This is a genomic window from Streptomyces sp. NPDC046379, from assembly GCF_055587785.1.
Map to the genome: position 1 here is coordinate 34,820 of NZ_JBVJFP010000001.1, position 24,608 is coordinate 59,427.

Genomic DNA, 24,608 nt, shown 5'->3' on the forward strand with positions numbered 1-24,608 from the left:
CGGGCGCCGTCGCCCCGGTTCACAGCGCCGCCGGCCGGAGCCTGGCCCGTTCCGCCGTGGCCGGGCCCTGGGCCGCGGTGCCGTGCAGGGCGCTGCCCTGTTTCCACTCCTTCCAGTCCAGGTTCCAGTCGCCGAAGCCGTTGCCGAAGGGCTCCATCGTGCGGCCCTCGGAGTTGACGACCTTGACCAGGTCGCCCTCGCGGACGGTGTCGAAGAACCACTGCGCGTTCGCGGTGCTCATGCCGGTGCAGCCGTGGCTGACGTTGGCGGAGCCCTGGGAGCCGACCGACCAGGGGGCGGCGTGGACGTACTCGCCGCTCCAGGTCACCCGGGTCGCGTAGTAGACCGGCAGGTCGTACGACTCGGCGGAGCCCTCGGCGATGCCGATGGTGGTGCCGCGCATGCGTACGAAGTACTCCTTGCCGATGACGACCTTGACCCCGTTGCGGGTGTCGAAGCCGGGCTTGCCCGTGGTGACCGGGATGGTCCTGATCTCCTCGCCGTTGCGGTAGACCGTCATCCGGTGCGCGGCGGCGTCCGTGACCGCGACGACGTGGTCGCCGATGGTGATCCGCACGGGTCTGGCCGGGCCGCCCCGGAGCCGGTCGCCGACCTTGATGCCGTCCAGGGTGCTGCGCGCCTCGACGGTGGCGCCGGCGGGCCAGTATTCCCGGGGCCGGTAGTGCAGCTTCCGGTCGTCCACCCAGTGCCAGGCGCCCTCCACCGCGGGCGTGGAGCGCACCTTCAGGGCCCGCTCCACGGTCGCGCGCTGCGCCCTGTCCCGCACCGGCAGGTTCAGTTCGGCGGTGATCGGCCGGCCCACGCCGTAGCGGCCCGTCCCGGGGCCGAAGGTGACGGTGAGGCGCTTGTCGGACCGGGGCTTGCCCGTCTCCACGGTGAGGACCCGGCGGCCGGGGGCGCCGTCCTCGTTCTCGGTGCCGACCCGGACCGTGTAGCGGGCGCTCGCGGCCAGCGGGGAGGTGGAGCGCCAGCGGCTGCCGTCGGCGGACAGTTCGCCCGACAGGTGGCGGCCGGCCGCGTCGACGGCCGTGACGTCCGTGATACGGCCCTCGGAGGCGTCGGCGGTGATCTGCAGGGGCCGGTCGGGGTCGGCCTTGCGTCCGGCGCCCGTGGGGCCGCTGACGGAGATCTGCCGGGCCGCGTCGTACGGCGCCGCGGTGGGCGGCACGTCGTCGCCCCCGCAGGAGGTGGCGCCCGCGACGAGGGCGATCACGACCAGCGTGCAACCGGCGGCGGTGCAGGTGCGCGGGACGCCGGCTGCGGTGCCCCGGGAGAACACGGAGTGGCTCATGGCCTCAACGTAGGAAGCTTTGCCCGGCTCGGCACGGCGGGTAGGCCGGACGGGCGAGCGGGGCTGGGCGGAACGAGGGAGCCCGGACCCTCCTGACGGAGTGTCCGGGCTCCCTGGCGCTCGGCGCGTGCTACTGGGTGCGGTTCTCACCGCGGTAGTACTCGAAGACCCAGCCCCAGATGCCGATCAGGACCAGCGGGGCGGAGAAGTACAGCAGCCACCAGCCCACCGCGACCGCGAGGAACGCGAAGGCGCCGCCGATGGCCAGCGACAGCGGCTGCCAGCTGTGCGGGCTGAAGAAGCCCAGCTCGCCCGCGTCGTCCGCGACGTCGGCCTCCTTGTTGTCCTGCGCGCCCGCGTCGACCCGCCGGGCGGTGAAGCCCAGGTAGAAGCCGATCATGATGCACAGGCCGAAGGCCAGGAAGAGGGCCGTGGTACCGGCCGGCTCCTTCGACCACACGCCATAGACGACCGCCATGGCGAGGACGAAGACGCTCAGCCACATGAACATCTTGCCCTGGATCTTCACTTGCCGGCCTCCTTGCTACCCGCGAGGGCGCTGGCCCCGTGACCGGCGTGCCCGAGCTCCTCGAGCGCCGCGATGTCCGGGTGGTGCAGGTCGAACGCCGGGGATTCGCTGCGGATCCGCGGCAGGGTGAGGAAGTTGTGCCGCGGCGGCGGGCAGGAGGTCGCCCACTCCAGCGAGCGGCCGTAGCCCCACGGGTCGTCCACGCCGACCGGCTTGCCGTACTTGGCCGTCTTCCAGACGTTGTAGAAGAACGGCAGGATCGACAGGCCGAGCACGAACGAGGCGATGGTGGAGATCGTGTTCAGGGCGGTGAAGCCGTCGGCCGCCAGGTAGTCGGCGTACCGGCGCGGCATGCCCTCGGCGCCCAGCCAGTGCTGGACCAGGAAGGTGCCGTGGAAGCCGATGAACAGCGTCCAGAAGGTGATCTTGCCCAGGCGCTCGTCCAGCATCTTGCCGGTCCACTTCGGCCACCAGAAGTGGAAGCCGGAGAACATCGCGAAGACGACGGTGCCGAAGACGACGTAGTGGAAGTGCGCCACCACGAAGTAGGAGTCGGACACGTGGAAGTCCATCGGCGGCGAGGCCAGGATGACACCGGTCAGACCACCGAAGGTGAAGGTGATCAGGAAGCCGGTCGCCCAGAGCATCGGCGTCTCGAAGGACAGCGAGCCCTTCCACATCGTGCCGATCCAGTTGAAGAACTTCACACCGGTCGGGACCGCGATGAGGAACGTCATGAAGGAGAAGAACGGCAGCAGCACACCGCCGGTGACGTACATGTGGTGCGCCCACACGGTCACGGACAGACCCGCGATGGCGATGGTCGCCGCGATCAGGCCCGAGTAGCCGAACATCGGCTTGCGGGAGAAGACCGGGATGACCTCGCTGATGATGCCGAAGAACGGCAGCGCGATGATGTACACCTCGGGGTGGCCGAAGAACCAGAAGAGGTGCTGCCACAGCAGGGAACCGCCGTTGGCCGCGTCGAAGATGTGCGAGCCGAACTTGCGGTCCGCCTCCAGCGCGAACAGGGCCGCCGCGAGGACCGGGAAGGCTAGCAGGACCAGGACACCGGTCAGCAGCACGTTCCAGGTGAAGATCGGCATGCGGAACATCGTCATGCCCGGGGCGCGCATGCAGATGATCGTGGTGATGAAGTTGACCGAGCCGAGGATGGTGCCGAAGCCGGAGAAGGCCAGACCCATGATCCACATGTCGGCGCCGATGCCCGGCGAGCGGACCGCGTCCGACAGCGGGGCGTAGGCGAACCAGCCGAAGTCGGCGGCGCCCTGCGGGGTGAGGAAGCCGGCCACCGCGATCAGCGAGCCGAACAGGTAGAGCCAGTAGGCGAACATGTTCAGCCGCGGGAACGCCACGTCGGGCGCGCCGATCTGCAGCGGCATGATCCAGTTGGCGAAACCGGCGAACAGCGGCGTCGCGAACATCAGCAGCATGATCGTGCCGTGCATCGTGAACGCCTGGTTGAACTGCTCGTTCGACATGATCTGCAGGCCCGGGCGGGCCAGCTCGGCGCGCATGAAGAGCGCCATCACGCCGCCGACGCAGAAGAACACGAACGACGTCACCAGATACAGGGTGCCGATCGTCTTGTGGTCGGTGGTCGTCAGCCACTTGACCACCACGTTGCCCGGCTGCCTGCGGCGGACCGGGTGCTCGTTCTCGTAGGTGCCCGCCTCGGGGGCACCTGCGGGTTCGTTGACGATGCTCACAGGACGTTCGCCTCCCGGTCCTTCGCGTGCTGCGTCTGCTCGATACCGGCGGGCACGTATCCGGTCTGGCCCTTCTTGGCGAGGTCCTTCAGGTGCTGCTCGTAGCGCTCCGGCGAGACGACCTTCACGTTGAACAGCATCCGGGAGTGGTCGACGCCGCAGAGCTCGGCGCACTTGCCGAGGAAGGTGCCCTGCTTGTTCGGGGTCACCTGGAAGGCGTTGGGGTGGCCCGGGATGACGTCCTGCTTCATGAGGAACGGCACCACCCAGAAGGAGTGGATGACGTCACGCGAGGTGAGCACGAAGCGGACGGTCTTGCCCTCGGGCAGCCACAGCGTGGGGCCGGGGTTGCCGGTCTGCGGGTTGCGCTCACCGGGCGTGCCGCAGGTGTAGACGCCGCCGGCGTTCGCCGGGAAGTCCTTCTTGTAGCGCTGCGGGACCGCGTCCAGCTCCTTGGCGGTCTTGGCGTCGCCTGTGGAGCCTTCGACGTTCTCGATGTAGTTGAAGCACCAGCTCCACTGGAAGCCGACCACGTTGACCGTGACGTCCGGCTTCTTGTCCATGTCGAGCAGCTTCGACTCGTCGCGAGCCGTGAAGTAGAAGAGGACCGACACGATGATGATCGGGACCACCGTGTAGAGCGCCTCGATCGGCACGTTGTACCGGGTCTGCGGAGGGATCTCCACCTTGGTGCGGCTGCGCCGGTGGAAGAAAGCACTCCACAGGATCAAGCCCCACACCAGCACGCCGACGGCGAGCGCGGCAGCCCAGGAACCCTGCCACAGGGAGAGGACGATGGGCGCCTCTTCCGTGGTGGGGGTGGGCATACCAAGGCGGGGGAAGTCCTCGTATGTGCAACCGGTAGCGGTCGCCAGGACCAGGCCCGCGGTCAGTGCCTGCAGCAGCTTCCGCCGCATCGGGCGCCGCGGCGAGCGGTCGGAGCCGTTGGGACTCACGTAGCGCCTTCCCGAGAGTCTCGCCCGCGCGGTCGGCTGCGGCCTTCTCGCTGGTAGGTCGCCGCCCTGCGTCGGGCAGGGGTTTGGATGTTTATGCGGACCAAACCCTACTGGACGCTATTTGGGGTCGCGCGGGGAGGGGGGCGCAACGCGCCGCGGGTCCTTCGACGGGGGTCTGTTGTCCGGCTCTGGGCCGGTTCTGACGGTGGGTTTTGTCCGTCGCGGAGCCCCGACGTGCGGTTTTTGTGGCGGCTGCGGACCGAATGTGGTCGATCGCGCGTTTCCCCACGCCGCCACCGGGCGCTTAGCGTTGCCGTATGGCCTACTTCGACGCCGCTTCCGCCGCTCCCCTCCATCCCGTCGCCCGGCAGGCCCTCCAGGCCTCCCTGGACGAGGGGTGGGCCGACCCGGCGCGGCTGTACCGGGAGGGGCGGCGGGCCCGGATGCTGCTGGACGCCGCGCGGGAGGCGGCCGCGGAGGCGGTGGGGTGCCGGGCGGACGAGCTGGTGTTCACGTCCTCGGGGACGCGTGCGGTGCACTCGGGGGTGGCCGGGGCGCTCGCGGGGCGGCGGCGCGCCGGACGCCACCTGATCGTGTCAGCCGTCGAACACTCCTCCGTCCTGCATGCGGCCGAGGTGCACGAGGCGGACGGCGGGACGGTCACCGAGGTCGCGGTGGGCCGGGAGGGCGCCGTGCGGGCGGACGCGTACGCCGCCGCGCTGCGCCCCGACACGGCGCTGGCGTGTCTGCAGTCCGCCAACCACGAGGTGGGGACCGCCCAGCCGGTGGCCGAGGTGGCCGCGCGGTGCCGGGAGGCGGGGGTGCCGCTGCTGGTGGACGCGGCGCAGTCGCTGGGCTGGGGTCCGGTGCCGGGCGAGTGGTCGCTGCTGACGGCGAGCGCGCACAAGTGGGGCGGGCCGTCCGGGGTCGGGCTGCTGGTCGTGCGCAAGGGGGTGCGGTTCGCGCCGCAGGGGCCCGCGGACGAGCGGGAGTCGGGGCGGGCGGCCGGGTTCGAGAACATCCCGGCGATCGTGGCGGCGGCGGCCTCGCTGCGCGCGGTGCGGGCCGGGGCGACGGCCGAGGCGGCGCGGCTGCGGGAGCTGACGGACCTGATCCGGGCCCGGGTGCCCGAACTGGTGCCCGACGTGGAGGTGGTGGGCGATCCGGTGGACCGGCTGCCCGGGATCGTCACCTTCTCGTGTCTCTATGTCGACGGGGAGACGCTGCTGCACGAGCTGGACCGCGCCGGTTTCTCCGTGTCGTCCGGTTCGTCCTGTACGAGCAGCACGCTGACGCCGAGCCATGTGCTGCGTGCGATGGGGGTGCTGAGCGAGGGCAACGTGCGGGTGTCGCTGCCGCCGGGGACGCCGGCCGAGGACGTGGAGCGGTTCCTCCGGGTGCTGCCGGGCGCGGTGGCGGGGGTGCGGGAGAAGCTCGGGACGCCGGCGCCGGCCACCGTGGTGCGCGGGGACGCGCTGGTGGTGGACGCGGTGGGCAAGCTGTGCCCGATCCCGGTGATCGAGCTGGCGAAGGTGATCGGGCAGGTGCCGGTGGGCGGCACGGTCCGGGTACTCGCCGACGACGAGGCGGCGCGGCTGGACATCCCGGCGTGGTGCGAGATGCGCGGGCAGGAGTACGTCGGCGAGGAGCCGGCGGACCAGGGCTCGGCCTATCTGGTCCGCCGGGTCTCCTGACGTCGCGCGGGGTCAGGCCAGGTGGGCCTGGACCTCGGCGGCGGCGTCGTGGCCGTACGCCTTGGTGAAGCGGTCCATGAAGTGGGCGCGGCGCAGGGCGTACTCCTGGGTGCCGACGGTCTCGATGACGAGGGTGGCCAGCATGCAGCCGACCTGGGCGGCGCGCTCCAGGGAGACGCCCCAGACGAGGCCGGACAGGAAGCCGGCGCGGAAGGCGTCGCCGACGCCGGTGGGGTCGGCCTTGCGCTCCTCCTCGGGGCAGCCGACCTCGATCGGCTCCTCGCCGGCCCGCTCGACGCGCACGCCCCGCTTGCCGAGGGTGGTGACGCGGTGGCCGACCTTGCCGAGGATCTCCTCCTCGGTCCAGCCGGTCTTGGACTCGATGAGGCCCTTCTCGTACTCGTTGGAGAACAGGTAGGTGGCGCCGTCCAGCAGGATGCGGATCTCCTCGCCGTTCATCCGGGCGATCTGCTGGGAGAAGTCGGCGGCGAAGGGGATGCCGCGCGAGCGGCACTCCTCGGTGTGGCGGAGCATCGCCTCCGGGTCGTCGGCGCCGATGAGGACGAGGTCGAGGCCGCCGACGCGGTCGGCGACGGTCTTGAGCTCGATGAGGCGGGCCTCGCTCATGGCGCCGGTGTAGAAGGAGCCGATCTGGTTGTGGTCGGCGTCCGTGGTGCACACGAAGCGGGCGGTGTGCAGGGTCTCGGAGATGCGGACCGAGGCGGTGTCGACGCCGTGCCGGTCGAGCCAGGCACGGTACTCGTCGAAGTCGGCGCCCGCGGCGCCCACCAGGATCGGCCGGGTGCCGAGCTGGCCCATGCCGAAGGCGATGTTGGCGCCCACGCCGCCCCGGCGTACGTCGAGCTGGTCGACCAGGAACGACAGCGAGACCGTGTGCAACTGGTCCGCGACGAGCTGGTCGGCGAAGCGGCCGGGGAAGGTCATGAGGTGGTCGGTGGCGATGGAGCCGGTGACTGCGATGCGCACGGCGTGGAATCTCCCGGGTGGAAGGCGTTGACGGTTCACGCTACCGGGTTCCGGCGAGGTCGCTGAAGCGGGCAAAACTACCCGATAGTAGACCTTTCATGGCAGGCCGGTCCGTGCATACGGTGCAGCATGACCAACCTTCGAGCGACCTCCCCCGCCCCCGCCGACCCGGAGGGCGATCTCGCCTCGCTGCGCGGCGACTGCGCCCGGATGGCTCCGCACTGGACGGCCCCCGACCGCCGCGCCCCGCGCCCGGTCTCCCCGTCGGCGATCCACGGCGTGCGGGTCCCGCCGGATTCGGCGCGACTGGTGGACGCGATGCCGGAGTACGGCGACTGATCCGGCGCCTCCGCGGAACCGCTCGCGCCTCCGCCGCGTCCCATCGCCGTCCCCGCGCAGGGGAACGGGACGCGACCCGTGTATCGGCCGGGTCGCAGGCAGGCGAAGGAGCGATGCGGTGGACACCGAGCGACCCGACCACACCGAGGGCCCCGAGGGTGCGGGCGCCGCCGAGGGAACCGGCACGGCCGGCCCGGCGCGGCGGCGTTCGTCCGTGCTGATCGCCTCCGTCGCCGCCGCCGTGCTGGTCGCGGGCGGCGGCGGGGCGTACCTCGCCACGTCCGCCGGGGACGGCTCCGGCGGGACCACGGCGTCCGAGGCGCCCGGCGGCGACGGCACTCCCCCGCCGCTGGTCCTCGACGGACACGTCGGCGGCATCGCCCCGGGCGAGCCCGGCTCCGGCGGCGTCTCCTACCGGGCCTCCGGCAGGCTGCCCGACGGGCCGGACTCGGCGCCGGTCCACCAAAGCGCCGGCCGGGTCACCGAGGCCGAGGTGACGAGGCTCGCCCGGGCGCTCGGCCTGGAGGGCAGGCCCGTCGCCGAGGCCCAGGCCTGGCGGATCGGCAGCGCCCGCGACGGCGAGGGCCCGAGCCTTCAGGTGAACCGGCAGGTACCGGGCACCTGGACGTTCCAGCGGTACGCCCCCGGCTCCGACGACTGCAAGAGCGCCGTCTCCTGCCCGGACGAGCCGTCCGGCGGGGGCGCGGTGAGCGAGGAGGCGGCCAGGAAGGCGGCCCTGCCGGTGCTGGAGGCGGCCGGGCAGGAGGGCGCCCGGGTGGTCGTCGGCGCGGACACGGGCGCCGGGCGGACGGTCGACGCCCGGCCCGTGGTCGGCGGACTTCCCACGCACGGCTGGCCGACCGGCGTCACGGTGGGCGCGGGCGGCGAGGTGGTGGCCGGCAGCGGACAGCTGAAGGCGCCGGTTAAGGGGCACACGTATCCCGTGCTCGGCGCCGCGCGGACGCTGGAGCTGCTCAACGCGGCCCAGGCGCCGGACGGGCCCGTGGGGATCGGCGGCTGCGCCAGTGCCGTGCCGCTGGACGAGCCGTCCGACCTGCCCTGCGCCACGCGGAAGGCTCCGGCCGGGAAGCCTGCCGAGGTCGAGGGCGCGGTGTTCGGGCTGGCCTCGCACTTCGTGGAGGCCCGGCAGACGCTGGTGCCGTCCTGGCTGTTCGAGGTGCGGGCGCCCGGCGCGAAGGAGACCTTCACGGTGGCGCATCCGGCGATCGACCCGCGGTTCCTGAAGTCGCCGGAACCGGCCGCGACGCCGGACGAGCGTCCCAGCCCCCGCCCCGGCGCGCAGGACCCGGCCGTGGAGGGCTACACGACCGAGGGGCGCGAGCTGACCGTGAGCTTCACCGGCGGTGTCTGCTCCGACTACGAGGTCACGGCCGAGGAGGGCCGGGGCCGGGTGACCGTGAAGGTGACCGAGACGGCCTGGCCGGACGCGGTCTGCATCGCGATCGCCGAGATCCACCACCGGACCGTGCGGCTGGAGGAGCCGCTCGGCGACCGGAAGGTGGTCGGCCCGGACGGCGAGGGAGTGCCGCTGGAGAAGCCGGGGGCGCGGCTTCCGCGGTAGGAGCGCGCCTCACCCCGGCGGGGTCCGCCCCCGGGCGGGGCGGATGCGCCCCCGGGCGGGAGCGCGCTCCCCTGACGGAAGCGCACCTCCCCGATGCGAGCACGCCTCTGCGGCGGTACCGCACCTCCCCGGTGTGAACGCCCCGGCCCCGGACCCGGACCGCCGTCCGGGTGCGGCGCGGCGACGGCGCCCGGGCCCGCGGGCGCCGTCAAGCGAGCGCACACCCCCGGTGCGAGCGCGCAGAAAGGCGGCGGCCCCAAAGGGACCGCCGCCTTTTCGTGCCGTGCGCACAGAGCCGCCGCGCAGGCGCAGCGTGCCTGCTCAGGCACGGCGCCGAGCGTGCGCTCAGCGAGCCGCGCCCGGCCGGCCGCGCTCCGCGTCGGTGCTCAGCTGAAGGAGTCGCCGCAGGCGCAGGAGCCCGTGGCGTTGGGGTTGTCGATGGTGAAGCCCTGCTTCTCGATGGTGTCGACGAAGTCGATCGTCGCGCCGCCCAGGTACGGGGCGCTCATGCGGTCGGTGACGACCTTCACTCCGTCGAAGTCCTTCACGACATCGCCGTCGAGGGAGCGCTCGTCGAAGAAGAGCTGGTAACGCAGGCCGGAGCAGCCTCCGGGCTGGACGGCGACGCGCAGCGCGAGGTCGTCGCGGCCTTCCTGGTCGAGCAGCGCCTTGACCTTGGACGCGGCGGCGTCGGTCAGGATGATGCCGTCGGTGACGGTGGTGGTCTCGTCCGATACGGACATCTACATCTCTCCCGGGTTGTACGGAGACTGCTTGCCGACGGTTGCAACCGTGGGGGCCGCGGATTCATTCCGGGCCGGGCGCTCGCTTTTCGGCTCCCTCCTCATGCTCGCACACGCCCCACCGAGCGGAAAACGGTCCTTGTGGGGCCTTCCGGGAATGAATCGAGGGCTCGGGGGATTCACGTCACATGGACGCTATGGCCATCGTCAAAGTGACGTGAAGCGGTTATGATAAATAGCGTCAGACAGACGAAAAGTCGCCCCGCAGAGCCGGCCGCTGAACAGAAAGTGGTGCGTAGTGACCACCGCCCAGACCCAGGAGCTCGACGTACAGCCGACGCCCCTCGCCCTGCTGCTCCTCGGCCGTGAGGCCGACCCGAAGAGCGAACGCGGTGTGGAGTGCCCCGGCGACCTGCCCTCGCCGTCCGACCCGGACCTGGTCGAGCGTGCCCGCGCGGCCAAGGAGAAGCTGGGCGACAAGGTCTTCGTGCTGGGTCACCACTACCAGCGCGACGAGGTCATCCAGTTCGCCGACGTCACGGGCGACTCCTTCAAGCTCGCCCGGGACGCCGCCGCGCGCCCGGAGGCGGAGTACATCGTCTTCTGCGGTGTGCACTTCATGGCGGAGTCCGCGGACATCCTCACCTCCGACGACCAGAAGGTCGTCCTGCCCGACCTGGCGGCCGGCTGTTCCATGGCCGACATGGCCACCGCCGAGCAGGTCGCGGAGTGCTGGGACGTGCTGACCGAGGCCGGCGTGGCCGAGCAGGTCGTGCCGGTGTCGTACATGAACTCGTCCGCCGACATCAAGGCCTTCACCGGCAAGCACGGCGGCACCATCTGCACCTCCTCCAACGCGCAGCGGGCCCTGGAGTGGGCCTTCGCGCAGGGCGAGAAGGTGCTGTTCCTGCCCGACCAGCACCTGGGCCGCAACACCGCCGTCCGCGACATGGGCATGTCCCTGGAGGACTGCGTCGTCTACAACCCGCACAAGCCGAACGGCGGGCTGACGGCCGAGCAGCTGCGCGCCGCGAAGATGATCCTGTGGCGCGGTCACTGCTCGGTGCACGGCCGTTTCAGCCTCGACTCGGTCGAGGACGTGCGGGCGCGCGTACCGGGCGTGAACGTGCTGGTCCACCCCGAGTGCCGGCACGAGGTCGTGGCCGCCGCCGACTACGTGGGCTCGACGGAGTACATCATCAAGACGCTGGAGGCCGCCCCGGCGGGCTCCAAGTGGGCCATCGGCACCGAGCTGAACCTGGTCCGCCGGCTGGCGAACCGTTTCGCTCCGGAGGGCAAGGAGATCGTCTTCCTGGACCGGACGGTCTGCTTCTGCTCGACCATGAACCGCATCGACCTGCCGCACCTGGTCTGGGCCCTGGAGTCGCTGGCCGAGGGCAAGCTGGTCAACCGCATCGAGGTCGACAAGGAGACCGAGGCGTTCGCCAAGCTGGCGCTGGAGCGGATGCTGGCGCTGCCGTAGCCGTTTCCGGCGCGCAGGCCCTTCCCGGGTGCGCGCAGACGGCCGTGAACCTTCCCCTGCGCACCGAGGGCCCACCCGGAGTCTCCCGGGTGGGCCCTCGGCCGTGGACCGTGCGTCAGACCTCGGCCGACGCCGGCTCCTGCGAGGCCTGCTGCGGAAGTGCGTCCTTCTTCGCCGCCCGCTTCTTCGCCCGGCGCTCCTTGCGCAGCTCCAGCATCGCGTAGAGCGTCGGGACGAGGAGCAGCGTCAGCAGGGTGGAGGTGATCAGACCGCCGATCACGACGACCGCCAGCGGCTGGGCTATGAAGCCGCCCTCGCCGGTGACGCCGAGCGCCATCGGGAGCAGGGCGAAGATCGTCGCCAGGGCGGTCATGAGGATCGGGCGCAGCCGGTGCCGGCCGCCCTCGATCACGGCCTCCACCACGCCGTACCCCTGTGCCCGGTACTGGTTGACGAGGTCGATCAGCACGATCGCGTTGGTCACGACGATGCCGATCAGCATCAGCATGCCGATCATCGCGGGGACGCCCATCGGGGTGCCCGTCGCCACCAGCAGGCCGATCGCGCCTGTCGCCGCGAACGGGATCGACACCAGCAGGATCAACGGCTGGGCCAGCGAGCGGAACGTCGCCACCAGCAGCATGAACACGATCGCGATGGCCGCGAGCATCGCCAGGCCCAGGTTGGCGAACGCCTCCTCCTGGTCCTCGGAGACGCCGCCGATCTCGGCCGTGGCGCCGGCCGGCAGGTCCAGGCCGTTGATCGTGGACTGGAGGTCGGCGCTGACCGCGCCGGTGTTGTCGCCGGTCGGCTTGGCGGTGATGGTCGCCGCGCGCTGCCCGTCGATGCGGGTCATGGAGACCGGTCCGTCGACCAGCTTCACGATGGCGATGTCGCCCAGGGTGACCCGGCCCAGCGGCAGCCGCTTCAGCTCGGCGAGGGTGTCGGCGGGCCGGGCTGACTTGACGACGACGTCGCGCTCGGTGTCGTCCAGCGTCGCCCTGGCCGCGGTCGTGCCGCGCACCGCCTGGGCGACGGCCGCGCCGAGGCTCTGGTCGGTGAAGCCGGCCGCGGCGGCCCGGTCGCCCGCCTCGACGGAGATGCGGGGCACGCTCTGCGAGAGGTCGCTGGTGACGTCGGTGACGTCGTCCAGACCGGCCACCGCCTTGCGGACCTCCTCGGCGGCGGTGCGCAGCACCTTCGCGTCGGCGGCCTTCACGACCACACTGAGGTCCTGGGCGCCGAAGCCGTCGCCGGCCGCGATGGTGGTCGTGCCGATGCCGTCGAGACCGGCAAGACCCTCCTCGATACGGTCGCGCACGTCGTCGGAGGACGCGGAGTCCTCCAGCATCACCGAGTATGACGCCTGGTTGGTGTCGGTGCCGCCGCCGAAGGCGGCCATGAAGCCGGACGAGCCGACGGTGACCTGGTAGTCCTTGACGCCCTCGGTGTCGCCGAGCAGCTTCTCGACCCTCTTCGCCTGCGCGTCGGTCGCCGCCAGGCTGGTGCCGGGCTCCAGCTCCTGCCTGACGGTGAGCACCTCCTGCTCGCCCTGGTCGAAGAAGTTGGTCTTCAGCAGCGGCGCCATGCCGAAGGTGCCGATCAGCACGACGACGGCGATGGCCACGCTGGTCAGCCGGCGCCGGGTGGCGAAGCGCAGCACGGGGACGTACAGGCGCTGCAGACGGCTGCGGGCCTCCTTCTCCTCGGCCCTCCGGCGGGCCTCCTCGGCGTCCTCGGGGGTGCCCTTGGGCGCGCGCAGGAACCAGTACGACAGGACCGGCACGACCGTCAGCGACACCAGCAGGGAGGCCAGCAGCGCCGCGGTCACCGTCAGCGAGAACGAGCCGAACAGCTCGCCGACCATGCCGCCGACCAGGCCGATGGGCAGGAAGACGGCGACCGTGGTGAGGGTGGAGGAGGTGACGGCGCCGGCGACCTCGCGGACGGCCTTGAGGATGGCGTCCTGGCGCTCCTCGCCGTAGCCGAGGTGACGCTTGATGTTCTCCAGGACCACGATCGAGTCGTCGACGACGCGGCCGATCGCGATGGTCAGCGCGCCCAGCGTGAGCATGTTCAGGGACAGGTCGCGGGTCCACAGCACGATCAGGGCGAGGACCACCGACAGCGGGATGGACACCGCGGTGACCAGGGTGGAGCGGATGGATGCGAGGAAGACCAGGATCACCAGGACGGCGAAGACGAGGCCCAGTGCGCCCTCGGTGGTCAGACCGTCGATGGCCTTGGACACCGCCGGGCCCTGGTCGCTGACGACCGTGACCTCGGCGCCGGAGCCGAGGTCCGCGCGCAGGCCGGGCAGCCTCTCCTCGACGGCCTCGGAGATGGCGACCGCGCTGCCGTCGCGGTCCATGGTGAGGGCGACCGAGAGGCTGGGGCGGCCGTTGGTGCGGGTGAGGGAGTCGGCGGCGGCCTGCTCCTCCTCCACCGCGGCGACGTCACCGAGGCGGACGGGCTTCTTCACGCCCTCGCCGGTGATCATCAGGTCCTCGATCTGCTCCAGCGAGGTGAAGGCGCCGCCGACCTGGACGGTGCGGTTGCCGCCGTCCTCGTCGAAGGAGCCGGCCGGGACGGTGACGCCGCCGGTCTGCAGGGCCTGGGCGAGGTGCTGGGCGGTCAGCCCGGCGCGGGCCAGCGCGGCGTCCTCGGGCGTGACGGAGACCTGGAGGTCGCGGACGCCGTCGACGGTGACCTGGCCGACGCCGTCGATGTTCTTCAGGTCCGGGACGACCGTGCGGTCCACCCGGTCGGCGAGGGCCTGCTGGTCCTCGTCGGAGGTGACGGCCAGCACGACGGTGGGGATGTCGTCCGTCGAACCGGCGATGACCTGCGGGTCGACGTCGTCCGGGAGCTGGACGCGGGCCCGGTTGACGGCCTGCTGGACGTCGGCGACGAGCTGCTGGGGGTCGGGGCCGTAGTCGAAGGACGCCATGATGACGGCGTTGCCCTCGCTGGCCGTGGAGGTGACGCCGGTGACGCCGTCGACCGCCTCGAGGTTGTCCTCGATGGGTTCGACGACCTGCTTCTCGACCACGTCGGGGGACGCGCCCTGGTACGGCGCGAGCACCGAGACCATGGGCAGTTCGATGGTGGGCAGCAGTTGCTGCTTGAGCTGGGGGATCGCGATGGCGCCGAAGGCGAGCGCGATGATGGACATCAGCCCTGTCAGGGCCCGTTGCGCGAGGCTGAATCTCGACAGCCAGGACATGGGTCAGCGTCTCTCTTCCGTGGCCTGAGCGGAGCGGTGGGCGCACACGTGAGCGCCCGCCCCAACACCCTGAGCCATCGGCGGAGGCCGAAAGGTAGCTCCCAGGTCCCGTTCCTTACGCCGCGCATACTGCGGGAGGAGTAGAGGGGCGAACGGATCAGTCCACCCTCGGGCGTACCAGCCCGGACTCGTAGGCGATCACCACGAGCTGCGCCCGGTCGCGGGCGCCCAGCTTGGCCATGGCCCGGTTGACGTGGGTCTTCACCGTGAGCGGGCTGACCTCGAGGCGTTCGGCGATCTCGTCGTTGGAGTGCCCGCCGGCGACCTGCACCAGCACCTCCCGTTCGCGCACGGTCAGTGCGTCGAGCCGCTCGGAGCGGGCCGGGTCCGGGCCGTCGCCGGTGCCGCCCTGGGCGAGGAAGCGGGAGATGAGGCCCTTGGTCGCGGCGGGCGAGAGCAGGGCGTCGCCGCCCGCCGCGACCCGGATGGCGTTCAGCAGTTCCTCCGGTTCGGAGCCCTTGCCGAGGAAGCCGGAGGCGCCCGCGCGCAGCGACTGCACCACGTAGTCGTCCACCTCGAAGGTGGTCAGTATGACGATCCGGACGTGCGCGAGGGCGGGGTCGGAGCTGATCTCGCGGGTGGCGGCCAGGCCGTCGGCGCCGGGCATGCGGATGTCCATCAGCACCACGTCCGGGAGGTGTTCGCGGGCCAGCCGCACCGCCTCCACGCCGTCGCCGGCCTCGCCCACCACCTCCATGTCGGGCTCGGAGTCGACCAGGACGCGAAAGGCGCTGCGCAGCAGGGCCTGGTCGTCGGCGAGCAGGACACGGATGGTCATGCGGGGTCCTCCCCTGGGCGGGTGCGGGGCTTGACGGGCAGGATCGCATGGACGCGGAAGCCGCCCCCGTAGCGGGGGCCGGTGGTGAGGGTGCCGCGCAGGGCGCCGACGCGTTCGCGCATGCCGAGCAGCCCGTGGCCGCCGCCGCTCGGGGAGGGGTCGTCGCCGGAGCCGTCGTCCAGGACGGTGATCTCGACGTTCGGTCCCACCCGTACGACGCTCACCTCGGCCTTGGCGTCCGCGCCCGCGTGTTTCTGCACATTGGTCAGGGCCTCCTGGATGATCCGGTAGGCGGCGAGGTCGACGGCGGCCGGCAGGGTGGTGTCCTGGTCGGCGCGGGCGACCTGGACCTGGAGGCCGGCGTTGCGGAAGGTGCCGACGAGCTCGTCGAGGCGGTCGAGGCCCGGCGCGGGCTCGGTGGGCGCCGCCGGGTCGTCGGACTGGCGCAGCAGGCCGACGGTGGCGCGCAGTTCGTTCAGCGCCGACCGGCTGGCCTCGCGTACGTGGGCGAGGGCCTCCTTGGCCTGGTCGGGCCGTCGGTCCATGACGTGCGCGGCGACCCCGGCCTGGACGTTGACCAGGGCGATGTGGTGGGCGACGACGTCGTGCAGGTCGCGGGCGATGCGCAGCCGCTCCTCGGCGACGCGGCGGCGGGCCTCCTCCTCGCGGGTGCGCTCGGCGCGTTCGGCGCGTTCCCGGATGGCGTGCACGAAGGCGCGGCGGCTGCGCACGGCGTCCCCCGCGGCGGCGGCCATGCCGGTCCAGGCGAAGATCCCGACGTTTTCCTGCGCGTACCAGGGCAGCGGGCCGACGAGCATGGCGACGCCGGTCAGCACGGTCATGGTGAGCAGGCCGACCCGCCAGGTGGTGGGGCGGTCGGTGGAGGCGGCGACGGTGTAGAGGGCGACCACGGCGGCCATGGCGACCGGGGCGCGCGGGTCGCCGGTGACGCACTCGACGACGGAGAGGGTGCCGGTGAGGGCGAGGACGCGCTTCGGGCCGCGGCGGCGGAACACCAGGGCGGCGGCGCCGAGCGCGATGAGCACCAGGCTGGTCGGGTCGGGGGTGCGCAGGCCCCAGCTGACGCCGTTCTCGCCGTGCGGGTCCACGAAGGAGCCGGCCACCATGCAGACCAGGACGCCGGCGGCGAGCGCCGCGTCCAGCGCCATGGGATGCGCCTTCAACTGCCGCCGGACGAGCTCGAGATTGCTCACGCCTGCTTACGGTACGGGCACGCCGGGGGGCGGGGTACGGAAACCGCCGGGTGGCGCGGGGGCCGGGGTGCCTGCGGGGGCCGGCCCGGGGAGGCGGTCGGCCTCGGTGCCGGGCCGCGTCCGGTCGCGTCGGTGAGGCGCGTCGGCCCGGCGCGGGACCGAGCCCGCGCGGCCGGGCACCATTCCCGGGAGCCCTGTCCTGCGAAGTCCCCTGTCGGCCCTGGAGTCACCGGACACCGCGGGGCACAGGCCGAGACACCCGGGTCACGGCCGGGCCGGGGTCGGCCCGGCGCGGCACGGCAGCGAGCGGAGGCCCGGTGCGCCGGGCCGGGCCCGCGCGGCGGGACGCGCCGCCGCCCGGCGGCGGACGCCGCGGGACGGAGTCCGCGCTCCAGCCGGGCGTTCTCCTGGGCCTGCAGGGTCACGGACGGCCACTGGCCGAGGCCCGGCACGATGCCGAGGGCGACAGGCGGAGAACCCCGATCGCGACCGGGCCCGGTTCCGCCCGGCCCGCGCGGCGATGTCCCATACGTGCCGCAGGGCCGAGCCCGCGCGGCGGGGCGCGCCGCCCGGCGGCGGACGCCGCGGGACGGCAGGCGGACAACCCCGATCGCGACCGGGCCCGGTTCCGCCCGGCCGGGCGCGGCGATGTGCCACAGGTGCCGCAGGGCCGGGCCCGCGCGGCGGGGCCGGTCCCCGAAGCGGACGCCGCCCGGCGGCAGGGCTGCGGCGCCCCGATCGCCGCCAGGTTCGGGCCTGCGGCGCGCGGCTGTGCGGCGGGACGTCCGTCAGGGGCCGGCGGGCCCGGGCCTCAGCCCGGGATCAGCCCGTCGTCGCTGAGGAGTTCGCGGACCTCGTCCAGGGTGGCGTCCGGGGACGGGAGGATCAGCTCCGACGGCTCCAGGGAGTCGTCGGGGAGCGGTTCGCCCAGTTCCCGCACCCTGGTGAGGAGGGCGGTCAGGGTGCGGCGGAAGCCGGGTCCGTCGCCCTGCTCCATCTCCGCCAGGAGTTCGTCGTCCAGCTCGCTGAGTTCGGCGAGGTGGCCGTCGGCCAGCCTCACCTGCCCCTCCCCCATGATCCGTACGATCATGTCGCCCTCCTCGGCGTGGGCCCCGGCCTCGTCCGTCCGTCGTTACTGCTTGTCGAAGCGGGGGGTGTCCTGCGGCTGCTGCTGCTGGTTCTGCCGGCCGTCGCCGCCTTCGATGGCCTGCTGCCCGCCGGTCGTGCCGCCGGCCAGCTCGGCCTTCATGCGCTGCAGTTCCAGCTCTACATCCGTACCACCGGAGAGCCGGTCCAGCTCGGCCTGGATGTCGTCCTTGGCCATGCCCGTGGGGTCGTCGAGGGCGCCGGAGGCGAGCAGTTCGTCGATCGCGCCGGCCCGCGCCTGGAGCTGCGCGGTCTTGTCCTCGGCCCGCTGGATGGCCAGGCCGACGTCGCCCATCTCCTCGGAGATGCCGGTGAACGCCTCGCCGATCCGGGTCTGCGCCTGGGCCGCGGTGTACGTCGCCTTGATCGTCTCCTTCTTGGTGCGGAAGGCGTCGACCTTGGCCTGAAGCCGCTGGGCCGCGAGAGTGAGCTTCTCCTCCTCGCCCTGGAGCGTGGAGTGCTGGGTCTCCAGGTCCGTCACCTGCTGCTGGAGCGCCGCGCGCCGGGACAGCGCCTCGCGGGCGAGGTCCTCGCGGCCGAGGGCGAGCGCCTTGCGGCCCTGGTCCTCCAGCTTGGCGGACTGGCTCTGGAGCTGGTTGAGCTGGAGCTCCAGCCGCTTGCGGGAGGTGGCGACGTCGGCCACGCCCCGGCGGACCTTCTGGAGCAGCTCCAGCTGCTTCTGGTACGAGTAGTCGAGGGTCTCGCGCGGGTCCTCGGCCCGGTCAAGGGCCTTGTTCGCCTTCGCGCGGAAGATCATCCCCATACGCTTCATGACACCGCTCATGGGCTTCGCGCGCCCCCTTCTGACGGACTCCGGCTCACAGGTCTGCGACAGAACCCACAGTAAGGGCCCTGCTTCCATTACCGCACTGTTCGGGGACGGATGCGCTCATCCCCAAGGACGACTGAGTGCGCTTCTGCTCCGGCGTGAGGAGTAGGCGGATCTCCGGGTACGCCCCGGGGTCCGGTGCGACCCTTCGTCCCGTCTGCCCCCTACAGACGCACGGTGTTGCCGGATCGTTCCCCACCGCACTGGGGTCCATGCGTGTGCAGCACGTACCCTTGGCTTTTGTGTTCCGTAGCCGTGCCAAGGAAGAGAAGGCCGCGGTCGCCGCCAAGGCGACGCAGACCGACTCCAAGCAGCCCCGTGATCCGCAGGCCCCGAAGGGCCGGCCGACGCCCAAGCGCAGCCAGGCCCAGTCCCAGCGCCGCAGCGTCGCCAATACGACGATGACGCGCAAGGAGGCCGCCAAGCGTCAGCGCGAGGAGCGTCGTGCCGCGCTGGAGCGGCAGCGCCAGGCGCTGGCGGGCGGTGACGAGCGCTACCTCCCGGCGCGCGACAAGGGCCCGGTGCGCCGGTTCGCCCGCGACTTCGTGGACTCGCGGTTCAACATCGCGGAGTTCTTCCTGCCGATGGCCGTGGTCATCCTGGTGCTGAGCATGGTGCAGGTGCCGGCGCTGCAGAGCGCCTCGCTGCTGCTGTGGCTGGTCGTGATCGTGCTGATCGTGCTCGACTCCGTCGCCACCGGTTACCGGCTCAAGAAGCGGCTCGCCGAGCGCTTCCCCGACGAGAACAAGCGCGGCGCCGTCGCCTACGCGCTGATGCGCTCCCTCCAGATGCGCCGACTCCGGCTGCCCAAGCCGCAGGTCAAGCGCGGAGAGCGGCCCTGAGCGCCGCTTCCTTCTCCGGGGGTGCGGCACGCGCCTGGCTCAGCGGGCTGGGCGGCCTGCGGGACGTCGTACGGCAGGAACTGGTCGCCCGGCAGCTCGACGAGCAGATAGCCGGGCGGTTCCCCGTCGGGCGGCGGCTGCGCGTGCTCGACGTGGGGATGGGCCAGGGCACGCAGGCGCTGCGGCTGGCCCGGGCCGGGCACAAGGTGACCGGCATGGAGCAGGACGCCACGATGCTGGGCGCGGCGCGGGCGGCGCTGGCCGCCGAACCGGAGGGGATCCGGGAGCGGGTGCGGCTCGTGGAGGGGGACGGCCGGGAGACCGGCGCGCACTTTCCGCCGGGCAGCTTCGACGTGGTGCTCTGCCACGGCGTGCTGATGTACGTCGAGGAGCCCGACCCGCTCCTGGCGGGGCTCGCACGGGTGCTGGCGCACGGCGGTCTGCTGTCGCTGCTGGTGCGCAACGGCGACGCGCTGGCGATGCGACCGGGCCTGTACGGCGACTGGGCCACGGCGCTGGCCGCCTTCGACACCACCGCCTACCGCAACCGCCTCGGTCTCGACGTGCGCGCCGACCGGCTGAGCGCGCTCACGGCGACGCTGGCCGGGATCGGGGCGCCGCTGCACACCTGGTACGGCGTGCGGGTGTTCACCGACACGGCCGCCGACGGGGCGCAGCTCCCCACCGACCTGGAGACGCTGCTGACGGTCGAGGAGCGGGCCGGCCGGACGGACCCGTACCGGGGGATCGCGGCGCTGCTGCACCTGTGCGGCGTACGGGGCTGACGGGCCCTCCGGCGCCCCTGTCGCTTTGCGCGGCGTACGGGGCTGACCCGGGGCCCTCCAGCGCGCCTGTCGCTCTGTGCGGCGTACGGGCCGGCGTGGCCCGGCGCGCCTGTCGCTCCGTGCGGCGTACGGGGCTGAGAGGGCTCGTCGCGCCCGTCGCTCCACGTTCCTCGCCCGTCCTCCCCTTCCTTCCCGTTCCGCCGTTCGGGCGCGCAGCGGGGGCCGGGCGGGGCCGGCGAGGTCATGCTCGGGGCATGGACGCTTCCCGCCGCTCGCCGTACCGCCGCGCCCTGCCGCCCGCCGTCGCCGCGCTGTGCTGTTCGCTGGCGTTCGTCGCGGGATGCGTGGGCTCCGGCGCCCCGGAGCGGCGGGCGGACGCCTCGCCCCGGCAGGCGACGCGGGCCCCGCAGGCGGCGCTGCCCGCCGCCGTGCCGCGGGCAGCGGCGCGTGACCTGGAGGACGACTACCAGAAGGTCATCAGGGACGTCCTGCCGTCGGTCGTGCAGATCCAGGGCCGCGAGGACCTCGGCTCGGGGGTCGTCTACGACGGCAGGGGCCACATCGTCACCAACGCGCACGTCATCGGGGAGGAGAAGACCTTCCGGGTGATCCTCGCGAACCATCAGGAGCCGCTCACCGCGCGGCTCGTGCACTCCTACCCCGAGCAGGACCTGGCCGTCGTCCGGCTGGAGGACCCGCCGGACGGGCTGCGCGCGGCGCGGTTCGGGGACTCGTCCCGGGTGGAGGTGGGGCAGATCGTGCTGGCGATGGGCTCCCCGCTCGGGCTGTCGTCCAGCGTGACGCAGGGCATCGTCTCGGCGACCGGGCGGACCGTCACCGAGGGCGGCGGCAGCGGCGGCACGGGCGCGACGATCGGCAACATGGTGCAGACGTCGGCGGCCATCAACCCCGGCAACAGCGGCGGGGCCCTGGTCGGCCTGGACGGGCGGGTGATCGGGATCCCGACGCTCGCCGCGACCGACCCCGGGCTCGGGGACGGCGCGGCGCCCGGCATCGGGTTCGCGATCCCGGCGTCGATGGTGCGGACGGTCGCCGACCAGATCATCAAGGACGGCCGGGTCACCGACTCCGGCCGGGCGGCCCTCGGCATCACCGGCCGCACGGTGGTGGACCGGGACTACCGGGCCGCGGGCGTCGCCGTCGTGGACGTGGTGGAGGAGGGCGCCGCCGAGCGGGCGGGGCTGCGCGCCGGGGACGTCCTCACCCGGGTCGGCGCCACGGAGATCACGACGATCACCTCGCTGGCGGAGGCGCTCGCCGCGGCCCGGCCCGGTGACCGGACGCGGGTGACGTTCACCCGCGACGGTGAGGAGCGCACCGTCGACGTGACGCTGGGCGAGCAGTGAGGAGGGGGCCGGTCGGCTTCCTCCCGGCCGGCCCCCTCCCCCCCCGGCCTACGCCTCTTCGGCGTGCAGGCTCATCGGGCCGTAGATCTCCGTGGCGTCCTCGAACAGCCGCACCTGGTCCGCGCCGCCGGCGAGCAGTTCCTTCCAGTGCTCCCCGAGCCAGGATTCGGCGTCGCCCTGCGTGGTGAACTCCTCGGGCTCCACCGCGGGCGGGACCTCCGTCCCGTCGGCCTTCTCGAATCGCCACGTCCATGCCGCCATGTACGCCTCCCAGATGTGAGCCCGAGCCGAGCGGACCCGGCCATGCGGAACGGGACCGGACCTTGATCCGGCTCCCGCCCCGAGCGTAGGGCCTGTCCGGCGGATCATGCCCCGGACGCGGGGGTTCGCACGCCTCGGGACCGGAGGACCGGGGGCCGGTCCCGGTCCCGATCCGCCGGACGGAGCCCGGCCGGGCGCGCAGGAGCTGCGGGGACGCGGGAAAATCACTGCGTGGAACTGACTCTGCTCGGCACCGGCGCCCCCGCGGGACTGCCCCGCCCCGACTGTCCCTGCGCCGCCTGCGCGCGGGCGCACGGACCCGACGCGCGGGCGGGCGCCTCCGTGCTGGTGGACGGGGCGCTGCTGCTGGACCTGACGCCCGGTGCGGTGTTCGCGGCGGCGCGGGCGGGGCGTTCGCTGGCCGGGGTGCGGCAGGTGCTGCTGTCCCACCCGCACGACGGGCCGCCGGTGGAAGTGCCGGCCGGGCTGCCCGCACCGGGGCGGGTGCCGGACGGGCGGGAGCTGGCCCTGCTGACGGGACACCGGGTGCGGGCGGTCGCGATGGACGCGCCGGGCACCGGATACGCGGTGACCGGCCCCGACGGGCGCCGGCTGCTGTATCTGCCGCCGGGGGGCGCGCCGGCCGGCCTGGAGGAGGGGACCGGCGGGGCACAGCCGTACGACCTGGTCCTCGCGGACGTGGTGGGGCGGCCGGACGCGCTGGCCCGGCTGCGGGCGGTCGGCGCGGCGGGGCCGGCCACGGACGTGGTCGCCGTGCACCTGGACCACGACGTGCCGCCCGGCGCCGAGTTGCGGCGGCGGCTCGCGGCGGCCGGGGCGCGGGCGGTACCGGACGGGACGACGCTGACGGCGGGCGGGTACGAGCACCTGCCCGACGCGCCCGACGTGCCGCGGCGGACCCTGGTGCTGGGGGGCGCCCGGTCGGGCAAGTCGGTGGAGGCCGAGCGGCGTCTGGAGGCGTTCCCCGACGTGCTGTACGTGGCGACGGGGGGCACGCGCGGCGGCGACGGCGAGTGGGCCGCGCGGGTGTCGGCGCACCGGGAGCGCCGGCCGGGGTCGTGGCGCACGAAGGAGACCTGCGATCTGGTGCCGCTGCTGACGGAGGAGGGCCCGCCGCTGCTGATCGACTGTCTGTCGCTGTGGCTGACGGACGCGATGGACTCGGTCGGGGCGTGGGACGACGCGGAGTGGGCCGGGGGCGGCGAACGGGCGCTGCGCGCACGGGTGCGGGAGCTGACGAACGCGGTGCGCGGGGCGCGGCGGATGGTCGTCGCGGTGTCGAACGAGGTGGGCTCGGGGATCGTGCCGGCCACGGCGTCGGGGCGGCGGTACCGGGACGAGCTGGGGCGGCTGAACGCCGCGTTCGCCGGGGAGTGCGAGCAGGTGCTGCTGGTGGTGGCGGGGCAGGCGCTGGTGCTGCGGGGGTAGCCCGTGGGCGGTGCGCCCGCACGGCGCACCCCACGACCGAGACCCGCCGGCAGCACGCCCACACGGCGCACCCCACGACCGAGACCGATCGGCGGTGCGCCCGCGCGGACCCTTGCAGGCGGCCGTCGGCTGGGCCCGCACGGACCCTGCGGGCGGCCCGTCTGCGGTGCCCTTACGCGGCGTCCTTGCGGGCGACGATCCGGTAGGAGTTGGCGAACGGGCCCTCGCGCAGCAGCGGGTACAGCAGCAGGTCCGCCGCCCTGGCGAGGGCGAGCAGTGGGGCCGAGGCCCGGTCGAGGACCGTGCGGACCGTGCGCCGCACCTCGCTCGGGGGCGACGGCCGCCAGGGCTCGTCGGGGTCCGGGACGGCGTGCGCGAGGGCCAGGGCGAGGGCGGCGGACAGGTCCTGGGGGCGGTGGGCCGGGCGGTGCGCGGCGACGAGCACCGTGCAGCCCCGGGACTCCAGCTCCGCGCGGACGTTGGCCAGGGGCAGCAGGTTCGGGTGGCGGGGCTGGGTGTGCGGGAACCACCACTTGCCGAGGATGGCGGCGAACGCGCAGTCCGGGTCGGCCGCTTCGAGCAGCAGGATGCCGCCGGGGCGCAGCGCGGTGAGGGCGGCGTCGAGTTCCGCGCGGGGGTCGGGGGCGTGCTCCAGGCGGTGCAGGACGGTGACGACGTCGTAGCGGGCGCGCAGCCGGGCGGCGAGGCCGGGCGTGGCGAGGTGGCCGACGTGCGCCTCCTCGATCCGGCCGGCCGCACGGGCCTCCAGCACCCTCGGGGTCGGGTCGGAGCCGTCGAAGGCGGTGTAGGGGAAGAACCGCCGGGCCACCGCCGGGAAGTCCGCGCGCCCGGTGCCGACGTCCAGCCAGCTCTCCGGCTCGCCGTACGGCAGCACCACCCGCGCGGTCGTGCGCAGCCGACGCCGGGAGGGCACGCCGAGGCCGCCCTCGTACCGGTCCCGGTCGTGGAAGGCCAGGCCCTCCGGGGTGAGCGGCGGGTTCTGGAAGGCGTGCGCGCAGTCCCGGCACTCGTCGAGGGTGAACCGGCCCGGCTTGTGCTGGAGGAGGTCGGGCGCGGTGAACCGGGTGCGCAGCTGCCGGGAGCCGCACCAGGGGCAGTCCGCGCGGGGCGGCTCATGGAAACGGTCGGTGCCCAGGGCGAGTTCGGCCAGGTAGGCGGCGCGGCGCCGGTCGGCCGACGGCAGCGCCGAGGGCACGGGGGATGCGGACATGGGCGGCTCCCGGGCGCAGGAAGGTGGATACGACAATCCGCTGCAAACCGGAACGTATGGGATAC

The 24,608-nt window shown here is 73.2% G+C and carries 21 protein-coding genes; 8 read left to right on the forward strand and 13 right to left on the reverse strand.

The window, feature by feature from the left end; translation table 11 throughout:
- Window positions 1-19: 19 nt before the first annotated feature.
- From ACZ6KF_RS00170 to ctaC, 4 genes are all read right to left on the reverse strand, one after another.
- Entirely contained in the window at window positions 20-1,312 is a 1,293-nt protein-coding gene (locus tag ACZ6KF_RS00170) for a L,D-transpeptidase (protein WP_356631716.1), read from the reverse strand.
- A gap of 130 nt (window positions 1,313-1,442) precedes the next feature.
- On the reverse strand, window positions 1,443-1,841 hold the full coding sequence (locus ACZ6KF_RS00175; RefSeq protein ID WP_356631718.1) for a cytochrome c oxidase subunit 4: 399 nt from the start codon (window positions 1,839-1,841) through the stop codon (window positions 1,443-1,445).
- Window positions 1,838-3,571 carry an aa3-type cytochrome oxidase subunit I gene (ctaD, locus tag ACZ6KF_RS00180; protein WP_356631720.1) on the reverse strand — a complete coding sequence of 578 codons (1,734 nt, stop codon included), beginning with the start codon at window positions 3,569-3,571 and terminating at the stop codon, window positions 1,838-1,840. The genes ACZ6KF_RS00175 and ctaD overlap by 4 nt, the downstream gene beginning before the upstream one ends.
- Window positions 3,568-4,527 carry an aa3-type cytochrome oxidase subunit II gene (gene ctaC / locus ACZ6KF_RS00185; protein WP_469158103.1) on the reverse strand — a complete coding sequence of 320 codons (960 nt, stop codon included), beginning with the start codon at window positions 4,525-4,527 and terminating at the stop codon, window positions 3,568-3,570. The genes ctaD and ctaC overlap by 4 nt, the downstream gene beginning before the upstream one ends.
- 317 nt (window positions 4,528-4,844) lie before the next feature.
- On the opposite strand from ctaC, the gene ACZ6KF_RS00190 reads away from it, so the two are divergent.
- Complete coding sequence (locus ACZ6KF_RS00190) at window positions 4,845-6,221, forward strand: cysteine desulfurase/sulfurtransferase TusA family protein (RefSeq protein WP_356631724.1); 1,377 nt, start codon at window positions 4,845-4,847, stop codon at window positions 6,219-6,221.
- A gap of 12 nt (window positions 6,222-6,233) precedes the next feature.
- Here ACZ6KF_RS00190 and ACZ6KF_RS00195 read toward each other — a convergent pair whose 3' ends face one another.
- Window positions 6,234-7,208: a carbohydrate kinase family protein gene (locus ACZ6KF_RS00195; protein ID WP_356631726.1), complete on the reverse strand. Its 975-nt coding sequence runs from the start codon at window positions 7,206-7,208 to the stop codon at window positions 6,234-6,236.
- A gap of 129 nt (window positions 7,209-7,337) precedes the next feature.
- Here ACZ6KF_RS00195 and ACZ6KF_RS00200 point away from each other — a divergent pair, with 129 nt between their 5' ends.
- Together ACZ6KF_RS00200 and ACZ6KF_RS00205 are read left to right on the forward strand one after the other, a co-directional pair.
- Entirely contained in the window at window positions 7,338-7,547 is a 210-nt protein-coding gene (locus ACZ6KF_RS00200; RefSeq protein ID WP_356631728.1) for a hypothetical protein, read from the forward strand.
- 118 nt (window positions 7,548-7,665) lie between these two features.
- Window positions 7,666-9,129, forward strand: coding sequence for a hypothetical protein (locus tag ACZ6KF_RS00205; protein WP_469236514.1), 1,464 nt, complete (start codon window positions 7,666-7,668; stop codon window positions 9,127-9,129).
- Window positions 9,130-9,515: 386 nt separating this feature from the next.
- Here ACZ6KF_RS00205 and erpA read toward each other — a convergent pair whose 3' ends face one another.
- The gene (gene erpA, locus ACZ6KF_RS00210) at window positions 9,516-9,872 is read right to left on the reverse strand and encodes an iron-sulfur cluster insertion protein ErpA (RefSeq protein WP_356193288.1); all 357 of its coding nucleotides are present in this window, start codon (window positions 9,870-9,872) and stop codon (window positions 9,516-9,518) included.
- A 298-nt stretch (window positions 9,873-10,170) separates the two neighbouring features.
- Between erpA and nadA the strand changes: the two genes are divergently transcribed.
- Window positions 10,171-11,355, forward strand: a complete 1,185-nt coding sequence (nadA, locus tag ACZ6KF_RS00215; protein ID WP_356631732.1) for a quinolinate synthase NadA — start codon at window positions 10,171-10,173, stop codon at window positions 11,353-11,355.
- 115 nt (window positions 11,356-11,470) lie between these two features.
- On the opposite strand, the gene ACZ6KF_RS00220 is transcribed toward nadA, so the two are convergent.
- The 5 genes from ACZ6KF_RS00220 to ACZ6KF_RS00240 all read right to left on the reverse strand — a co-directional run bounded on the left by ACZ6KF_RS00220 (window position 11,471) and on the right by ACZ6KF_RS00240 (window position 18,563).
- Window positions 11,471-14,581 carry an efflux RND transporter permease subunit gene (locus tag ACZ6KF_RS00220; RefSeq protein ID WP_469236516.1) on the reverse strand — a complete coding sequence of 1,037 codons (3,111 nt, stop codon included), beginning with the start codon at window positions 14,579-14,581 and terminating at the stop codon, window positions 11,471-11,473.
- Window positions 14,582-14,738: 157 nt separating this feature from the next.
- Window positions 14,739-15,419 carry a response regulator gene (locus tag ACZ6KF_RS00225; RefSeq protein ID WP_469236518.1) on the reverse strand — a complete coding sequence of 227 codons (681 nt, stop codon included), beginning with the start codon at window positions 15,417-15,419 and terminating at the stop codon, window positions 14,739-14,741.
- Window positions 15,416-16,633 carry a sensor histidine kinase gene (locus ACZ6KF_RS00230; RefSeq protein ID WP_469236520.1) on the reverse strand — a complete coding sequence of 406 codons (1,218 nt, stop codon included), beginning with the start codon at window positions 16,631-16,633 and terminating at the stop codon, window positions 15,416-15,418. The genes ACZ6KF_RS00225 and ACZ6KF_RS00230 overlap by 4 nt, the downstream gene beginning before the upstream one ends.
- Window positions 16,634-17,444: 811 nt before the next feature.
- Entirely contained in the window at window positions 17,445-17,723 is a 279-nt protein-coding gene (pspAA, locus tag ACZ6KF_RS00235; RefSeq protein ID WP_469236522.1) for a PspA-associated protein PspAA, read from the reverse strand.
- 42 nt (window positions 17,724-17,765) lie between these two features.
- Window positions 17,766-18,563 (reverse strand): PspA/IM30 family protein, encoded by a 798-nt coding sequence (locus tag ACZ6KF_RS00240; RefSeq protein ID WP_356631742.1) that lies wholly within the window; start codon window positions 18,561-18,563, stop codon window positions 17,766-17,768.
- A 257-nt stretch (window positions 18,564-18,820) separates the two neighbouring features.
- Between ACZ6KF_RS00240 and ACZ6KF_RS00245 the strand changes: the two genes are divergently transcribed.
- The 3 genes from ACZ6KF_RS00245 to ACZ6KF_RS00255 all read left to right on the forward strand — a co-directional run bounded on the left by ACZ6KF_RS00245 (window position 18,821) and on the right by ACZ6KF_RS00255 (window position 21,602).
- A complete protein-coding gene (locus tag ACZ6KF_RS00245) occupies window positions 18,821-19,450 on the forward strand; it encodes a DUF3043 domain-containing protein (RefSeq protein ID WP_469174227.1) in 630 nt (209 codons plus the stop codon).
- 80 nt (window positions 19,451-19,530) lie between these two features.
- Complete coding sequence (locus tag ACZ6KF_RS00250) at window positions 19,531-20,235, forward strand: class I SAM-dependent methyltransferase (protein ID WP_469237185.1); 705 nt, start codon at window positions 19,531-19,533, stop codon at window positions 20,233-20,235.
- 254 nt (window positions 20,236-20,489) lie between these two features.
- Entirely contained in the window at window positions 20,490-21,602 is a 1,113-nt protein-coding gene (locus tag ACZ6KF_RS00255) for a S1C family serine protease (protein WP_469236524.1), read from the forward strand.
- A 48-nt stretch (window positions 21,603-21,650) separates the two neighbouring features.
- On the opposite strand, the gene ACZ6KF_RS00260 is transcribed toward ACZ6KF_RS00255, so the two are convergent.
- Window positions 21,651-21,863: a hypothetical protein gene (locus ACZ6KF_RS00260; protein ID WP_356631748.1), complete on the reverse strand. Its 213-nt coding sequence runs from the start codon at window positions 21,861-21,863 to the stop codon at window positions 21,651-21,653.
- A gap of 231 nt (window positions 21,864-22,094) precedes the next feature.
- Between ACZ6KF_RS00260 and ACZ6KF_RS00265 the strand changes: the two genes are divergently transcribed.
- Window positions 22,095-23,312: a bifunctional adenosylcobinamide kinase/adenosylcobinamide-phosphate guanylyltransferase gene (locus tag ACZ6KF_RS00265; protein WP_469236526.1), complete on the forward strand. Its 1,218-nt coding sequence runs from the start codon at window positions 22,095-22,097 to the stop codon at window positions 23,310-23,312.
- Between the two features lie 172 nt (window positions 23,313-23,484).
- Here ACZ6KF_RS00265 and ACZ6KF_RS00270 read toward each other — a convergent pair whose 3' ends face one another.
- On the reverse strand, window positions 23,485-24,543 hold the full coding sequence (locus ACZ6KF_RS00270; protein ID WP_469236528.1) for a class I SAM-dependent methyltransferase: 1,059 nt from the start codon (window positions 24,541-24,543) through the stop codon (window positions 23,485-23,487).
- Between the last annotated feature and the right edge of the window lie 65 nt (window positions 24,544-24,608).

What these genes read in the sequence shown, in the direction of transcription:
- ACZ6KF_RS00170 (WP_356631716.1), bottom strand. Translation starts at nt 1,312, where the DNA reads ATGAGCCACTCCGTGTTCTCCCGGGGCACCGCAGCCGGCGTCCCGCGC.
- ACZ6KF_RS00190 (WP_356631724.1), top strand. Translation starts at nt 4,845, where the DNA reads ATGGCCTACTTCGACGCCGCTTCCGCCGCTCCCCTCCATCCCGTCGCC.
- ACZ6KF_RS00200 (WP_356631728.1), top strand. Translation starts at nt 7,338, where the DNA reads ATGACCAACCTTCGAGCGACCTCCCCCGCCCCCGCCGACCCGGAGGGC.
- erpA (WP_356193288.1), bottom strand. Translation starts at nt 9,872, where the DNA reads ATGTCCGTATCGGACGAGACCACCACCGTCACCGACGGCATCATCCTG.
- ACZ6KF_RS00220 (WP_469236516.1), bottom strand. Translation starts at nt 14,581, where the DNA reads ATGTCCTGGCTGTCGAGATTCAGCCTCGCGCAACGGGCCCTGACAGGG.
- ACZ6KF_RS00225 (WP_469236518.1), bottom strand. Translation starts at nt 15,419, where the DNA reads ATGACCATCCGTGTCCTGCTCGCCGACGACCAGGCCCTGCTGCGCAGC.
- pspAA (WP_469236522.1), bottom strand. Translation starts at nt 17,723, where the DNA reads ATGATCGTACGGATCATGGGGGAGGGGCAGGTGAGGCTGGCCGACGGC.
- ACZ6KF_RS00240 (WP_356631742.1), bottom strand. Translation starts at nt 18,563, where the DNA reads ATGAGCGGTGTCATGAAGCGTATGGGGATGATCTTCCGCGCGAAGGCG.
- ACZ6KF_RS00245 (WP_469174227.1), top strand. Translation starts at nt 18,821, where the DNA reads ATGCGTGTGCAGCACGTACCCTTGGCTTTTGTGTTCCGTAGCCGTGCC.
- ACZ6KF_RS00255 (WP_469236524.1), top strand. Translation starts at nt 20,490, where the DNA reads ATGGACGCTTCCCGCCGCTCGCCGTACCGCCGCGCCCTGCCGCCCGCC.
- ACZ6KF_RS00260 (WP_356631748.1), bottom strand. Translation starts at nt 21,863, where the DNA reads ATGGCGGCATGGACGTGGCGATTCGAGAAGGCCGACGGGACGGAGGTC.
- ACZ6KF_RS00270 (WP_469236528.1), bottom strand. Translation starts at nt 24,543, where the DNA reads ATGTCCGCATCCCCCGTGCCCTCGGCGCTGCCGTCGGCCGACCGGCGC.